The sequence below is a fragment of the Actinomadura flavalba DSM 45200 genome, assembly GCF_000374305.1.
GTDB lineage: Bacteria > Actinomycetota > Actinomycetes > Streptosporangiales > Streptosporangiaceae > Spirillospora > Spirillospora flavalba.
Map to the genome: position 1 here is coordinate 171,231 of NZ_KB894094.1, position 14,089 is coordinate 185,319.

Consider the following 14,089-nt stretch of genomic DNA (forward strand, 5'->3'; position numbering starts at 1 on the left):
GCGTGCGGGGACCGGGCGACCAGCGGCGACGCGGCCGGAGCGGGCCCGCCGACGCGGCGGCGGCGGGCGAGGCGGCCAGGGAGGCGGCGGCGACCGCCTTCTACGACATGGACCAGGCCGAGAAGTACCTGACCGGCCGTCTCACGGTCTTCGAGGATCTGGACGCCGCGGCCGCCGCGCCCGCCCGGCGCGACCTGAACCGGCTCGTCGAGACGGCGACGGCGGCGGCCGTCGCCTACATCGCGATCGTGGACGCGCACCCGTTCGACGGCCGGCCCCGCTCCCCCGCCGAGTACGACGCGGTCGCGCGGGCGTTCGCCGCCGTCACCGACCGGCTCACGAAGGTCACCGGCGACCTCAACGGGTTCGCCGAGCGGCTGGCGCCGCAGATGGCGCGGCTGGAGTCCGCGCTGGACCGGCTGCCGCCCAAGCTGACGGCCGCGCGCGACGCCGTCGCGGCGGCGGCGTCGGCGGTGCAGGCCGCGCAGGCGGCCGGGCTGGACGCCGCCGAGCCCGTCGCCGAGCTCGACCGCGCCCGCGCCGACCTGGCCCGGCTCAGCTCCGAGGGCCTGGGCGGCCTCGGCCTGAACGGCGCGATGGACCTGGCCGACGAGGTCGCCCGCGTCGCGTCGGCGGCGCGGGAGGCGGCCGAGGAACTGCCGAAGGAGGCCGAGCGGACGCGGCAGGCGCTGGCCTCGGTGCGGACCCGCGCCGACGTCGTCGCCGGACGCCTCGACCCCGTCCGCGAGGCCATGCGGACGCTCGTGCGCGGCTACTCCCAGGCGTGCTGGCAGGACCTGCGCGGCGCCGCCGAGTCGATCGAGGCCGGGGTCGGGCGGGCGCGCGAACGGCTGGACGAGGCGAACGCGCAGGTGCGGCGGGCCGAGTGGCGGCAGGCCCGGCTCTCGGTCACCGCCGCCCGCACCGAGCTGAACGCCGCCGACCGCCGCGCCGGGCAGGTGACGGGCCGGGTGGCCGAGCTGGCCGAGGTGAAGGCGGACCCGGAGGCGGCGGTGGAGCCCGTCCGGTTCGCCGTCCGCGACGCGCAGCGCCTCGCGACGGCGCAGCCGGGCGGCGCCGCCCCGCACCATGCCCGTGATCTGGACGCCCTGGTGGAGCGCATCGAACGGGCGCCCCGCATCCTCGTCGGCCCCAATCCCGACTACTGGCGCTATCTCCTCGAACTCGCCGCGATCCGCACCGAGGCGGGCGACGTCGTCACCCGCATCCGGGCGGAACGCGCGCAGGAGTGAACCCGCTCACCTGCGGTCGTCGTGGAGGCCGATGGTGAGGTTGCGGGCGGCCATCGGGGGGCCGCCGGGCTGGTACTCGGGCGTCGGCGGGTGCTGGGGGTAGAGCGGCTGGGACTGCGCTGCGGCCGGGGGCTGGGCGGTGGCGTGCGCGGGCTCGGCCCAGACGGCGGTGCCGTAGGCGCAGACCTCCGCTCCGGCGCCGGTGGTGACCGTCTCGAAGCGCATGCCGACGACCGCGTTGGCGCCCTTGCGGTGGGCGTCCTCGGCGAGCCGTTCGACGGCGGCGCGGCGGGTGCCGGCCAGGCCCGCGCCCGGCCGCTCCCCCGTCACGGAGAAGGTGCCGCTCGCGGCGCCCTGCGGGTTCTGCTGCGCGCCGTGCGCGGCGGTGCCGAGCACGTCGCCGAGCACGTTGCGGATGGCGTAACCGGCGAGCCCGTCGGTCGTGACGATCAACATGACCGCCACGGTAATCGACCGGTCGGACACTTAGCCATCCATACGGACGTTCCGGGCGCCCGCCGTCCTCTTCCGGTCTCGCCTCCCGCCGGCGGACCGGCGGGAGGCGAGGCCCGCTCAGTCCAGGTACTCCCGCAGGATCTGGGCGCGGGACGGATGACGGAGTTTGGCCAGCGTCTTCGACTCGATCTGCCGGATGCGCTCCCGGGTCACCCCGAACTCGCGGCCGACCTCCTCCAGCGTGCGCGGATGACCGTCGGCCAGGCCGAAGCGCAACTGGATGATGCGCTGCTCGCGCTCGGACAGCGTCCGCAGGATGCCGCCGAGCTGGTCCTGGAGCAGGATGAACGCCGCCGCCTCGATCGGGACGACCGCGTCGGAGTCCTCGATGAAGTCGCCGAGATCGGAGTCCTCCTCGCCGATCGGCGACTGCAACGACACCGGCTCCTGCGCGATGCGCTGGATCTCCACCACGCGGACGGGCGTCAGGCCCATCTCCGCGCCGATCTCCTCGGGCACCGGCTCGCGCCCGAGATCCTGGTGGAGCTGGCGCTGCACGCGCACCAGCTTGTTGATCGTCTCGACCATGTGCACGGGGATGCGGATGGTCCGGGCCTGGTCGGCGATCGCCCGCGTGATCGCCTGCCTGATCCACCAGGTCGCGTAGGTCGAGAACTTGAACCCCTTCGTGTAGTCGAATTTCTCGACCGCGCGGATGAGTCCTAGGTTTCCCTCCTGAATCAGGTCGAGGAACAGCATTCCCCGGCCCACGTAGCGTTTCGCGATCGAGACCACCAGGCGCAGGTTGGCCTCGATCAGACGTTGTTTCGCCCGGATACCGTCCCGGGCGAGCAGTTCGAGGTCGAGCCGCCGCGCGCGGGAGAGGACGGCGGCGTGCGCCAGCTTCTCCTCAGCGAACAGACCCGCCTCGATCGACTTGGCTAGTTCGACTTCATCTTCTGCCGTGAGCAGCGGTACGCGACCGATCTCCCGCAGGTAGATGCGGACCAGGTCGCTCGTCGGCGCCCGCTTGCCGAGGTCGCCCTCGGCTGCTCGCGGGTCCTCGGTCTCCTGGGGAGACTCAAGGACCTCCACCCCCTGTTCGGCGAGCATCCGGACGACGCGTTCCAGTGAGTCGTCCGGCAAGTCGGAACGATCGAGTGCGGCAGCGACGTCATCGACGGTCACACCGCCGCGCTCTCTGCCACGTGCGACAAGGTCCGCCACCTGGTCAACCGATGGCGCCTCGCTTGGCAGCACCGAAGGGCCCACCCTGACAGTCTGCGCGATGAAGGGCCTAGATCACAGGACCCATTTCACCGTCACTTTCCTTACTGTGAGCCGAGGCCGCGCTCCCGCAACACCCGTCTCCGCTGCTCAAGCGCGACAAGATCACCGAAGAGGCGGTTGTACTCCTCGACCTGCTCGGCCGGATTCAGCCGCCCGAGTTTAGATTTGACGTCCGCGATCTCCCGGGTGAGCTGGCGTTCCTGAATTCGGGCCAGCAGTTCGATCGCATAACGGTCGTCCGATTCCCGGGAGGTCGGTACGGCCTCCACGGCGAGCTGCGTGACCAGGGCTCTGACCTGGTCGTTCGGGGCCCGCTCGCGCAGCGTCGCGGGCCATTCGGCGGCCCCGGCGGCCGTCGCCGTGCCCCCGGCCGCGACGATCACCGCGTGCACGGCCCGGTGCGGCGGCACCAGGAACGCCTCGGGCGGCAGCTCGTCGAACAGCGGGCCGAGCACCGCCGGCCACTGGAGCGCCAGCTTCAGCAGCTCGCGTTCGCGGCGGACGTCGGGGTCGTTCGGGTCGAACGCGGGACGCTCGGGCGCCTCCGCCTCGGCCACGGGGGCGCCGCCCCGGCGGCCCCGGGCGCGGGACTGCTCGCGGGCGGCCAGCTCGCGGACGCGGCCGAGCACGAACTGCTCGTCCATGATGCCGAGCCAGCGGTCGAGGCTGACCGCGTACATCTGGCGCAGCGCGCGGTCCTTGATGGCGGCGACGACGGGCGCGGCGGCGTCGAGCGCGGCGAGCCGCCCCTCGGCGGTGTCGAGGTCGTGGCTCTCGATCCGGTTGCGGACGGCGAACTCGAACAGCGGCTGCCGGGAGGCGACCAGGTCGCGGACGGCGGCGGCGCCGTGCCGCAGCCGCAGGTCGCACGGGTCCAGGCCGTCGGGCTGGACGGCCACGAACGTCTGCGTGACGAACTTCTGCTCGTCGGCGAAGGCCCGCAGCGCCGCCTTCTGCCCGGCCGAGTCGCCGTCGAAGGTGAACACGACCTCGCCGCGGAACTCGTCCTGGTCCATCAGGAGGCGGCGCAGGATCTTGATGTGGTCGTCGCCGAAGGACGTGCCGCAGGTGGCGATGGCCGTGGGGACGCCCGCCAGGTGACAGGCCATGACGTCGGTGTAGCCCTCGACGACGACGGCCTGGCGGCGGCGGGCGATCTCCTTCTTGGCGAGGTCGGCGCCGTAGAGCACCGAGCCCTTGTGGAAGAGCGGCGATTCGGGGGTGTTGAGGTACTTGGGGCCCTCGTCGTCGTCGTAGAGCTTGCGGGCGCCGAAGCCGATGACGTCGCCGGACAGGTCGCGGATGGGCCAGACGAGGCGGCCGCGGAAGCGGTCCATGGGGCCGCGGCGGCCCTCCTTGACGAGCCCGCCGGTGATCATCTCGGCGTCGGTGAAGCCCCGTCCGCGCAGGTGCCGGACCAGCGCCTCCCACTCGCGGGGCGCGAACCCGACGCCGAAGTGCTCGGCGTCGGCCGCCTCGAACCCGCGCTCGGCCAGGAACCGGCGGCCGATGACGCCCTCCGGTGAGGAGAGCTGCTCGGTGTAGTACTGCGCGGCGACGCGGTGCGCCTCCAGCAGCCGGGCGCGCTGCCCGCCGTCCTGCCGCTGGGTGTAGCCGCCCTCCTCGTAGCGGAGCTGCACGCCCGCCTTGCCCGCCAGCCGCTCGACGGCCTCGGAGAACGACAGGTGCTCGATCTCCTGGACGAACTTGATGACGTCGCCGCCCTCGCCGCACCCGAAGCAGAAGTACAGCCCCCTGCCGGGCGTGACGTTGAACGACGGCGACTTCTCGTCGTGGAACGGGCACAGCCCCTTGAGGTTGCCGCCGCCCGCGTTCCGTAGCTGAAGGTGCTCGCCCACCACGTCGGCGATCGACGCGCGCTCACGGACGAGCGCGATGTCCTCATTGCGAATCCGGCCTGCCACACCGGCGAGTCTAATGTCGCCCTCCGACGGAACCCGCCGGTCGGGATGAACGCGGCCTTCGCGGGGAGGTGGGAGGCATGAAGCGTTCGGTGGTGTGGGTGAAGCCGCGTGGGGCGGAGCTGGCGACGGTGCGGTTCGGGGAGGGACGGCTGGAGGCCGAGGGCGTCGCGCTCGGCGGGGGGCCGTTCCCGTACCGGCTGGAGTACGAGCTGACCACCGGGGACCGGTACGTGACGGCGCGGCTGCTGGTGCGGGCGTCCGGGGACGATCCCGCGTCCGGGCCGTGGGTGCGGCACCTGGAACTGGTCAACCGGCCGGAGGGCGTGTGGACGGTCAGCGCCCGCGCCGAGGGGCACGTCGACCTGCCGCCGCCCGGCGGGGACGCGGCGGCGCTCGCCGGGGCGCTGGACTGCGACCTCGGGCTGTCGCCGCTGACGAACACGATGCCGGTGCTGCGCGGCGGCTACCTGGACGGCGGCGAGCGCGCGGACCACCTCATGGCGTGGGTGTCGGTGCCGGATCTGCGCGTCCTGCCGGACGAGCAGACGTACGCGCCCGGACGCCGCGAGGGCGGGACGTCGATCGTGGAGTACCGCAGCCCGCGCTGGGACCGGGACATCGTCGTCGACGCGGACGGGCTCGTCGTGGAGTATCCCGGAATCGGACGCCGGGCCTGATGCAGAAATGGGCGCCATGACGGTTATTGAGGAAATAGCGAGATCGCCTCTCTGAAACCCCTCATCGGGTTCTTCTCGACGCGCTGTCCGCATCCGGCCCCGGGGTTCCGCCGCACCTTTTCCGACCCCGATAATCGGACGCGTTCCGACCACGAATCCAGGGGGATCGTGCTCATGCGTTCGACCAGGAAACTCACGCTCGCCTCGGTCACGGCCGTTTCCGGGCTGCTCTTCGCCCTGACGCCGGGAACGGCGCACGCCGACGCGTCCGACCTCACCGCCCGTCCGACCGCCAAGCCGAAGGCCGGCGCGGCGCAGGCCGACGTCATCACCTGCAAGATCACGGCGCACAACCCGCACTACTCGCACCACGCGCACGCGGCCGACAAGCACCGCGTCAACGTCACCGCCGACGTGAAGTGCACGAAGAAGGTCGGCTCGCTCAAGATCAAGGTGATCCTGTACAAGAACGGCAAGAAGTACAAGGAGAGCGGCTGGAAGACCGCCACCGGCAAGAACCGCGTCAGCACCAACGCCGCCCGGCGCTGCGTGAAGAAGCAGACCTACCAGGCCAAGGCGCTCGCCACGGTCGTCTTCCCGCCGCGCTACACGCCGCCGTCGGGCAGCGGGTACGACTGGAGCACCAAGGTGCGCATCAACGCCTGCAAGAAGGGCGGCTGAGCCGCACCGCCCGCTGAGGCGGACGGCTCCCGGACGGCGTCCGGGAGCCGTTTCAGCCGTCGAGCGGGTCGCCTGGGACGACGCGGGTGACGTCGAGGCCGGGCGTGCCGAGCAGGTCGTCGACCAGGGCCGCCGGGCCGCCGACGTAGGTGGCGGCGAGGTCGATCTCGGTGGCGACGCACCAGGCGCGGTCGTCCGGCCAGAACAGGTTCGGTGACTGGGGGAAGAAGTAGCCGTCGCCCCGGTCGCCGATGGCGGTCGCCGCGTCGAGCGGGCCGCCGAGCAGGACGTGGTCGCGGGCGGGCAGCCGGACGCGCGGCGCGTCCAGCGCCCCGGCGAGGTAGCCCGCGGGCGGCGCGGCCGGGACGGGCGGCGTCTCCCCCGGGCCGCCCTCGGCGCGCAGGACCCGGCCGCCGGACGCCGGGCGGAGCCAGCCCCAGCCGTCCCACAGGCAGAACCAGACCCGCTCCGGCGTGCGGGTGCGGCGCGCGAGGACCGCGCACAGCGTGCCCAGTTCGCGGGCGTCCAGACTGCCGGGCCACGGTTCCTCCCCCGGGCCGGCGGGGTGCGCGACGCGGGCGTACGCCGCGTACCGGCGGGGCAGCAGCGCGGCGACGGTGCCCTCGGCACCGCCGATCTCCGCCGGAAGCCAGGCGGCCGGAGCGAGGTCCCGGACCACTACCGGGAAAGGCGGCGATGGCGACATGCGCGACTTCCTTCAGATGGCCGGTTTTCACGGATCGACGGGGTTTCTTCCGTCACTCCTCGCTGTTCACATTAGCGCCCCGCGCGGCGCGGCGAGGGAATTCCCGGCGCGCGCGGACGAGCAGCGTAATACCGTCCACAACCCGCCTTGCTCCCGTGCAGGGTGACGTCGCGGGACCACTGAAGATGATCTAGGTTCCCGAGCATCCTCACGCACTCCGACAGCACGGACAAGGAGTCTTCATGCCCGATGCGGCAACGCGGGAACGGCGCCCCGGCAGGGCGCGGACCGGGAGACTGATCGGCGCGGGCGCACTGCTGGCGGCGGGCGCCCTGGCCGTTCCCGCACCGGCGGCGGCGGCGCCCGGGCCGGCCCCGGTCGCGGCGGCGGCCACCTGCGGCGACCCGGAGTTCAAGGTCTGGTACGACTCCGACCAGTACGGCAAGTACCTCAAGGTGTGGTTCCAGACCGCGAAGGGCTGCCCCAAGAGCAAGAAGGTGGGGCAGCTCACCGGCAGCGTCTACTGCAAGGCGGGCAAGAAGAAGAACAAGCGCGTCTACTACGCGACGGCCAGGGGCAACCCGAAGGTCGAGACGCTGATCGCCGCGCTCCCGCCCAAGAGCCAGTGCTCGAAGTTCCTGGCGACGGGAACGATCCACTACCTCCCGTCGGCCAAGGAGTACAAGGACGACTGGGCCTTCACCTGGGGCAACTACCCCGCGTGACCTCCGCCGGACACCCCCGGCACAGCGTGATCCGGCAGAGCGACAGGAGAGGACCGCATGACGAACACCTGGGCCAGGAGACTCGGACGCGGCGCGCTGGCCGCCGGAGCGGCCGGCGTCCTGTGCGCCGCGGTGGCCCCCGCGCCCGCCCACGCGGACGGGATCTACAAGGGCACCAAGAAGGGCACCATTGACGTCACCGGCGGCCCCAAGTTCCGCTACACCGACAAGCAGTACCTGAGCACGTCGTCGAAGAACACGCGGAGCCACATCATCCACGTCACGTGGTCCGGCTGTTCGCCCTGGCGGGCCCGGATGGCGGTCGCCCACCCCGGCGGCGGCTACACCACCGACGCGGACGACGTCCACAAGTGCGGCGGCACCGCGTACGTCACCAACATCGGCAAGGCGAACGCGAACGTGACGCTCACGATCTCGGTCATGAAGGGCCAGGCCGTCGGCTCCGTCACGATCAAGCCGATCAAGTGATCCGGCCGTGCCCGGCACCCGGTGCCGGGCACGGCGCGCGGGTCAGCGGTACGCGGCGACGACCTCCACCTCGACGAGCCAGCCCGCGACGGGCAGGTTCGCGACCTCCAGTGTCACGCGGGACGGACGGGCGGGGTTGACGAAGATCGGCGCGGCGGGCGGGGCCGTGCCGAGCGGGACGGGGACGACCTTCTTGGTGGCCAGGTCGGTGTTCGCGAAGTACTGGCGGTACGCGCGGTTCCAGCCCGCGAAGTCCGCGATGTCGGTACCGGGCGGGTTGGACAGGTAGGCGCGCATCGAGATGACGTCCCGCAGCGTCAGGCCCTGCGCGCGGAGGTTGGCGGTGATCTGCTCGAAGACGTTCAGCGACTGGGCCTCGGTGAGCGTGACGCCCGGAGGGAGCTCCGTCCACTTGACGAAGCGTTCGGGGCTGCCCGCCGGGGCGGCCGCGTTGGCCGTCGCGGGGCCGAGGCCGCTGGCGGTGTAGGTGCCGACGAGCGAGCCGACCGCGACGCCGTCGGCGATGGAAGGGTTCGTCGCCCCCGCCGGGAGGGCGGGGCGGACCTGGAGGGGGTGCGGGGGCTTGGCGGGCTTGGCCTCGGGCGCGGCGGACGCGGTCCCGGCCACGCCGAGCAGGAGGACGCCCGCCGCACCGGCGGCGAGCAGGGGAAGACGGCGCATCGGGTTCAGCCTTTCAGGGCGCGCTGGTGGAGTTCGGTGACGACCTTGCGCGCGGACTCGAACGAGCCGTGCTGCCAGGCGATCTCGTAGCTGAGCCAGTCCCCGGCGTAGTAGACGTTGCCGGCGGGCCGGTTGAGCAGGGCGTACTCGGCGCCGCGCGACGGCCAGGACACCCAGCCGCCCTCGATGTGCCGCTGGCGCCGCCACGCGATCGACGCGGACGCGGCGATGTTCCTGCGGTACTCGGGACCGTGGATCTTCGCCCCGGCGGCGAGGGCGCGGTCGAGCCGGGCGGAGTGGGAGAGGGCGGCGTAGGCGTCGGCGTTGCCGCCGAAGTTGTAGTAGCCGACGACGAGGCCCCGGTCGCCGCCGTAGCCCGACGACGGGTACCAGATCGTGGACACGTCCAGGTCGGTGTTGGTGATGCCGCCGTAGATGTTGTGGCCGGTCTCCCACCAGCGGTTGCGGTACTCCAGGCCGATCTTCCCGGTGGAGACGGGGACGGGCGTGGCCAGCGCCGACTGGACGCTCGCGCCGAGGTTGTGCGGGATCTTGGCGAGGATGTGCGGGGGCAGCGTGGCGATGCAGTAGTCGGCCTCGGCGACGCGCGTCCGGCCGCCGCTGCGGTACTCGACGCGGACGCCCCGCGCCAGGTTGGTGATCTGGGTGACGGCGGCGCCGGTCTCGATGCGGTGGTGGCCGACGGCCTTGGCCAGGGCGCGCGGGATGGCGTCCATGCCGCCGACCGGCTGGAACATGAGCATCGCCTGCGAGTAGCCGAACTCGAAGGAGAACGCCCGGCCGACGCCGCTGGCGAAGACGTCGGCGAGGGCGGGGACGTCGCCGAGCGGCGTGCCCGCGACGTGCCCGGCGCCGGGGTCGACGGTGTAGCCGCGCCGCCCGCCGCCCTTGTAGGCGAAGTCGTCGGTCTTGCGGCCGATGGCGCCGAAGTCGGTGAGGAACGCGAGCAGGCGTTCCTTGTCGGTCGAGGTGAGCTGCTTGTCCAGGGCGCCCTGGTCGGTGGCCTTGGCGAGCAGTTCGGAGACGTAGCCGTAGACGTCGGCCTTGGCGGTGCGCCACTTGACGGGCGCTTTCATCCCGGCGTTCTCGTTGTAGATGTACGCCTCGGCGTTGGAGTTGGTGAACACCTCCAGCGGCACGCCGAGTTCGCGGCAGTAGTCCATGGTGGTCATCCACTGCGCGATGCGGGCGGGTCCGGCGTTCATGTACTGGCCGCGCGAGAATCCGGCGCGCTGGGTGGCGCCGTCGATCTCGGTGAGCCGGTCGCCGCCGCGCAGCGTGAGGTTGCGGCCGCCGACGCGGTCCTGGGCCTCCAGGACGGTGACGCGGTACCCGGCCTTGCCGAGTTCGTAGGCGGCGGCGAGCCCGGCGACCCCGCCGCCGAGGACGAGGACGCGGGCGGCCGAGCGTCCGCGCAGGGTGAAGTCGGACGGGCGGGGCGGGGTGAACGCGACGCGGGGGGACGCCTCGGCGGCGGGGGCGAGGCCGAGCGCGCCCATGGTGGCGAACATCGCCCCCGCGCCGCCGGTCGCTCCCACCCGGGTGAGAAATCCTCGTCTGCTGACGGAGCTGGTCTCCGCGGCCAATGGGCACCTCCAAGATCGTTCGGCGGCAGTCTCGGAAGTCGCGGTTTCACGGGGCCGCGCGCCCGGTAAGCGTGATGTTTCGCCATCAACCGGTATGTAAGTGATCTATTGCCGAAACCTCACCGAAGCGGTCTGACCTGCTCGGGCTTTCCGGAAGGCCAAAATTGCGATCTCCTCTTTCGGCGCCCTGACCAGGGCATACACTTCCCCTGACACCCGCTGACGCGGTCTCGCCGCCACTCCCGGTGACGCGCGAACGCCGTCTCTCGCGTGTTACGGCCCGGCCCGGGGCTTCCGCAGCCCGGCGGCGCGCGGACCGGCCGGACCACGCGGGCCACCCGGCCCGGGAAGGCCCGTTTGTGTCGGGTGTGTTTCGCGTGTGAAATGGGCGTTAAATACCCGGGTGTTCCGTTCCGTCGCAGGTCAGCGGCGGCTAGCGTCCCGTCTGTGCTTCTTTCCCCACATGAGCAGGAGCGCCTGCTGATCCACGTCGCCGCGCAGGTGGCGCGGGACCGGCGGGCGCGCGGGCTGCGCCTCAACCATCCCGAGGCCACCGCGATCATCGCCGTGCACCTCATGGAAGGCGCCCGCGACGGGCGCACCGTCGCCGAGCTGATGGAGTCCGGGCGGACCGTCCTCACCCGCGACGACGTCATGGAGGGCGTGCCGGAGATGCTCGCGTCCGTGCAGATGGAGGCCACGTTCCCCGACGGCACCAAGCTCGTCACCGTCCACCGGCCGATCCCGTGATCCCCGGCGAGATCGTGCCCGGCCCCGAACCGGTCGAGCTGAACCCCGGACGGCCACGCACGACGCTGACCGTCACCAACACTGGCGACCGGCCCGTCCAGGTCGGGTCGCACTACCACTTCGCCGACGCCAACGCCGCGCTGGAGTTCGACCGCGACGCCGCGCGCGGGCAGCGGCTGGACGTCGCGGCGGGGACCGCCGTGCGGTTCGAGCCGGGCGTCGTCCGGGACGTCGCGCTCGTCCCGCTCGCCGGGACGCGCACCGTGCCGGGCCTGCGGATCAGGGAGGGCCGATGACCGAGCTGAGCCGCGCGCGGTACGCCGCGCTGTACGGGCCGACGACCGGCGACCGGGTGCGGCTCGCCGACACCGACCTGTTCGTCGAGGTCACCGAGGACCGCAGCCGGGGCCCGGCGGGCGCCGGGGACGAGGCCGTGTTCGGCGGCGGCAAGGTGATCCGCGAGTCGATGGGCCAGGGCATGGCCACCCGCGCCGAGGGCGCCCTCGACCTGGTGGTCACCGGCGTCGTCGTGCTCGACCACTGGGGGGTCGTCAAGGCCGACGTCGGGATTCGCGACGGACGGATCGTCGCGCTCGGCAAGGCGGGCAACCCCGACACCATGGACGGCGTGCACCCCGATCTGGTGATCGGCCCGACGACCGAGGTGCTCGCCGGGAACGGGAAGATCCTCACGGCGGGCGCGGTGGACTCGCACGTCCACCTCATCTGCCCGCAGCTCATCGACGAGGCGCTCGGCGCGGGCGTCACGACGCTCGTCGGCGGCGGCAGCGGACCGGCCGAGGGCACCAAGGCCACGACCGTGACGGGCGTCTGGTACCTGCACCGGATGCTGGAGGCCCTGGACGGCGCGCCCGTCAACGTGGCGTTGCTCGGCAAGGGCAACACGGTGTCCGAGCCCGCGCTGTGGGAGCAGCTCCGCGCCGGGGCGTCGGGGTTCAAGCTGCACGAGGACTGGGGCTCGACGCCCGCCGCGATCGACGCGTGCCTGCGCGTCGCGGACGCGTCCGGGGTGCAGGTGGCGCTGCACTCGGACACGCTCAACGAGGCCGGGTACGTCGAGTCGACGCTCGGCGCCGTCGCGGGCCGGTCGATCCACGCCTACCACACCGAGGGTGCCGGAGGCGGGCACGCGCCGGACATCATCACGGTCGCCTCGCACCCGAACGTGCTGCCGTCGTCGACCAACCCGACCCGGCCGCACACCGTGAACACGCTCGACGAGCACCTGGACATGCTCATGGTGTGCCACCACCTGAACCCGTCGGTGCCCGAGGACCTGGCGTTCGCCGAGTCGCGCATCCGGCCGACGACGATGGCGGCCGAGGACGTCCTGCACGACCTCGGCGCGATCTCGATCATCGGGTCGGACTCGCAGGCGATGGGCCGCATCGGGGAGACCGTCCTGCGCACGTGGCAGACGGCGCACGCGATGAAGCGGCGGCGCGGCGCGCTGCCCGGCGACGGCCCGGCCGACAACCTGCGCGCGCGCCGCTACGTCGCCAAGTACACGATCAACCCGGCGGTCGCGCACGGCCTGGACGGCGAGGTCGGCTCGGTCGAGCCGGGCAAGCTCGCCGACCTGGTGCTGTGGGAGCCGGCGTTCTTCGGCGTCCGGCCGCAGGTCGTGCTGAAGGGCGGCGTGATCGCCTGGGCGGCGATGGGCGACGCCAACGCCTCGATCCCGACGCCGCAGCCGATGCTGCCCCGCCCGATGTTCGGCGCCGCGCCGGTCGTCGCGGCGGCGACGTCCCTGCACTTCGTCTCCCCCGCCGCGCTGGACGACGGGCTCGCGGAGCGGCTGCCGCACGTCCGCCGGAGGCTGGCGCCGGTGAAGGACACCCGCCGCCTGGGCAAGGCCGACCTGCCGGAGAACACCGCCCTGCCCGACATCAGGGTCGATCCCGACACCTTCACCGTGACCGTCGACGGCGACGTCATCGACCCCGCCCCGGCCACGGAACTCCCCATGGCCCAGCGGTACTTCCTGTTCTGATGCACCCGTCGCTTCTCCTGCTCGCCGACTCCCGCCTCCCGGCGGGCGGCCACGCCCACTCCGGCGGCCTGGAACCGGCCGTCACGGCGGGCACCGTCACCGACATCCCGTCCCTGACGGCCTTCCTACGAGGCCGCCTGGCCACGACGGGCCTGGTGACCGCCGCCCTCGCGGCGGCGGCCTGCGCCCTCGCCGTCACCGCGACCGAGCCCGTGGAGGAAGATCGCCTACCCGGCCTACCTAGGGCCGGAGGTGCCACCGGCACGGGAACGCCCGCAGAAGCGGCCACCCACCGCGCATCCGACCCGCCCCCGTCAGGGACGACCACCGGCACGGTGAACCGTGCGACGGTGACGGGTGACGGTGGGCTTGCGGTGGCTTGGGAGGTTTTGGACGCCGAGGCCGACACTCGGACGCCTTCCCCCGCGCAGCGGCGGGCGGCCCGGGCGCAGGGGCGGTCACTGGCGCGGGTGGCGTTACGGACGTGGCCTTCGGCGGCGCTGGACGTGCTGGCGCGGCAGGGGGCGCACCATCCGCTCGTGCTCGGGGCGGCCACCGCCGCCGCCGGGGGCGGGCCGCGCGACGCGGCGTCCATCGCGGCCTACGGATCGGTGACGGGCGGGGCGTCGGCCGGGGTGCGGCTGCTCGGGCTGGACCCGCTCGGCGTCAACGAGGCGCTGGGCGGGCTGGCGGCGGCGATCGACGCCGTCGCGGCGGAGGCGGCCGGGTACGCCGGGCGGCCGTGGGCGGAGCTGCCCGCGCCGTCGGCGCCGGTGCTGGACCTGTACGCCGAGGCGCACGCGGGCGCGGACCTGCGCCTGTTCGAGTCTTGATC

Annotated in this window: 15 protein-coding genes; 9 read left to right on the forward strand and 6 right to left on the reverse strand. The window is 72.9% G+C overall.

Translation table 11 applies throughout. The features are described 5' to 3' along the window. Nucleotides 1-2: 2 nt before the first annotated feature. Nucleotides 3-1,253, forward strand: a complete 1,251-nt coding sequence (locus C229_RS0110285; RefSeq protein WP_018654985.1) for a hypothetical protein — start codon at nt 3-5, stop codon at nt 1,251-1,253. Between the two features lie 6 nt (nt 1,254-1,259). On the opposite strand, the gene C229_RS0110290 is transcribed toward C229_RS0110285, so the two are convergent. The 3 genes from C229_RS0110290 to dnaG form a co-directional block, all read right to left on the reverse strand. Next, nucleotides 1,260-1,709, reverse strand: a complete 450-nt coding sequence (locus tag C229_RS0110290) for a YbjQ family protein (RefSeq protein ID WP_033424271.1) — start codon at nt 1,707-1,709, stop codon at nt 1,260-1,262. 117 nt (nt 1,710-1,826) lie between these two features. After that, on the reverse strand, nt 1,827-2,969 hold the full coding sequence (gene rpoD, locus C229_RS0110295) for an RNA polymerase sigma factor RpoD (protein ID WP_026313641.1): 1,143 nt from the start codon (nt 2,967-2,969) through the stop codon (nt 1,827-1,829). A gap of 71 nt (nt 2,970-3,040) precedes the next feature. Further along, a complete protein-coding gene (gene dnaG, locus C229_RS0110300; RefSeq protein ID WP_018654988.1) occupies nt 3,041-4,924 on the reverse strand; it encodes a DNA primase in 1,884 nt (627 codons plus the stop codon). A gap of 77 nt (nt 4,925-5,001) precedes the next feature. On the opposite strand from dnaG, the gene C229_RS0110305 reads away from it, so the two are divergent. Beyond that, nucleotides 5,002-5,601, forward strand: coding sequence for a putative glycolipid-binding domain-containing protein (locus C229_RS0110305; protein ID WP_018654989.1), 600 nt, complete (start codon nt 5,002-5,004; stop codon nt 5,599-5,601). Nucleotides 5,602-5,775: 174 nt separating this feature from the next. Further along, nucleotides 5,776-6,282 carry a hypothetical protein gene (locus C229_RS0110310; RefSeq protein WP_018654990.1) on the forward strand — a complete coding sequence of 169 codons (507 nt, stop codon included), beginning with the start codon at nt 5,776-5,778 and terminating at the stop codon, nt 6,280-6,282. 52 nt (nt 6,283-6,334) lie between these two features. Here the strand turns inward: C229_RS0110310 and C229_RS32755 are convergent, their stop codons facing one another. Next, nucleotides 6,335-6,988, reverse strand: a complete 654-nt coding sequence (locus C229_RS32755; RefSeq protein WP_081639823.1) for a hypothetical protein — start codon at nt 6,986-6,988, stop codon at nt 6,335-6,337. Nucleotides 6,989-7,230: 242 nt separating this feature from the next. On the opposite strand from C229_RS32755, the gene C229_RS0110320 reads away from it, so the two are divergent. Continuing rightward, on the forward strand, nt 7,231-7,713 hold the full coding sequence (locus tag C229_RS0110320; protein WP_018654992.1) for a hypothetical protein: 483 nt from the start codon (nt 7,231-7,233) through the stop codon (nt 7,711-7,713). A gap of 57 nt (nt 7,714-7,770) precedes the next feature. Beyond that, the gene (locus tag C229_RS0110325) at nt 7,771-8,202 is read left to right on the forward strand and encodes a hypothetical protein (RefSeq protein ID WP_018654993.1); all 432 of its coding nucleotides are present in this window, start codon (nt 7,771-7,773) and stop codon (nt 8,200-8,202) included. A gap of 42 nt (nt 8,203-8,244) precedes the next feature. On the opposite strand, the gene C229_RS0110330 is transcribed toward C229_RS0110325, so the two are convergent. Next, entirely contained in the window at nt 8,245-8,883 is a 639-nt protein-coding gene (locus C229_RS0110330) for a Rid family hydrolase (RefSeq protein WP_018654994.1), read from the reverse strand. A 5-nt stretch (nt 8,884-8,888) separates the two neighbouring features. Then, complete coding sequence (locus C229_RS0110335) at nt 8,889-10,442, reverse strand: flavin monoamine oxidase family protein (protein WP_018654995.1); 1,554 nt, start codon at nt 10,440-10,442, stop codon at nt 8,889-8,891. A gap of 495 nt (nt 10,443-10,937) precedes the next feature. On the opposite strand from C229_RS0110335, the gene C229_RS0110340 reads away from it, so the two are divergent. The 4 genes from C229_RS0110340 to C229_RS32760 are packed head-to-tail and all read left to right on the forward strand — an operon-like array spanning nt 10,938 to nt 14,087. Then, nucleotides 10,938-11,240 (forward strand): urease subunit gamma, encoded by a 303-nt coding sequence (locus C229_RS0110340; protein ID WP_026313643.1) that lies wholly within the window; start codon nt 10,938-10,940, stop codon nt 11,238-11,240. Beyond that, nucleotides 11,237-11,536 (forward strand): urease subunit beta, encoded by a 300-nt coding sequence (locus C229_RS0110345; protein ID WP_018654997.1) that lies wholly within the window; start codon nt 11,237-11,239, stop codon nt 11,534-11,536. Before C229_RS0110340 ends, C229_RS0110345 begins: the two co-directional genes overlap by 4 nt. Further along, complete coding sequence (locus tag C229_RS0110350; protein WP_018654998.1) at nt 11,533-13,254, forward strand: urease subunit alpha; 1,722 nt, start codon at nt 11,533-11,535, stop codon at nt 13,252-13,254. The genes C229_RS0110345 and C229_RS0110350 overlap by 4 nt, the downstream gene beginning before the upstream one ends. Further along, nucleotides 13,254-14,087 carry an urease accessory protein UreF gene (locus C229_RS32760; RefSeq protein WP_051108932.1) on the forward strand — a complete coding sequence of 278 codons (834 nt, stop codon included), beginning with the start codon at nt 13,254-13,256 and terminating at the stop codon, nt 14,085-14,087. Before C229_RS0110350 ends, C229_RS32760 begins: the two co-directional genes overlap by 1 nt. Nucleotides 14,088-14,089 lie beyond the last annotated feature (2 nt).

Bases quoted from the DNA above. Each gene is read 5' to 3' on its own strand.
- C229_RS0110290 (WP_033424271.1), bottom strand. From the start codon at position 1,709: ATGTTGATCGTCACGACCGACGGGCTCGCCGGTTACGCCATCCGCAAC.
- C229_RS0110305 (WP_018654989.1), top strand. From the start codon at position 5,002: ATGAAGCGTTCGGTGGTGTGGGTGAAGCCGCGTGGGGCGGAGCTGGCG.
- C229_RS0110310 (WP_018654990.1), top strand. From the start codon at position 5,776: ATGCGTTCGACCAGGAAACTCACGCTCGCCTCGGTCACGGCCGTTTCC.
- C229_RS32755 (WP_081639823.1), bottom strand. From the start codon at position 6,988: ATGTCGCCATCGCCGCCTTTCCCGGTAGTGGTCCGGGACCTCGCTCCG.
- C229_RS0110320 (WP_018654992.1), top strand. From the start codon at position 7,231: ATGCCCGATGCGGCAACGCGGGAACGGCGCCCCGGCAGGGCGCGGACC.
- C229_RS0110325 (WP_018654993.1), top strand. From the start codon at position 7,771: ATGACGAACACCTGGGCCAGGAGACTCGGACGCGGCGCGCTGGCCGCC.
- C229_RS0110330 (WP_018654994.1), bottom strand. From the start codon at position 8,883: ATGCGCCGTCTTCCCCTGCTCGCCGCCGGTGCGGCGGGCGTCCTCCTG.
- C229_RS0110350 (WP_018654998.1), top strand. From the start codon at position 11,533: ATGACCGAGCTGAGCCGCGCGCGGTACGCCGCGCTGTACGGGCCGACG.
- C229_RS32760 (WP_051108932.1), top strand. From the start codon at position 13,254: ATGCACCCGTCGCTTCTCCTGCTCGCCGACTCCCGCCTCCCGGCGGGC.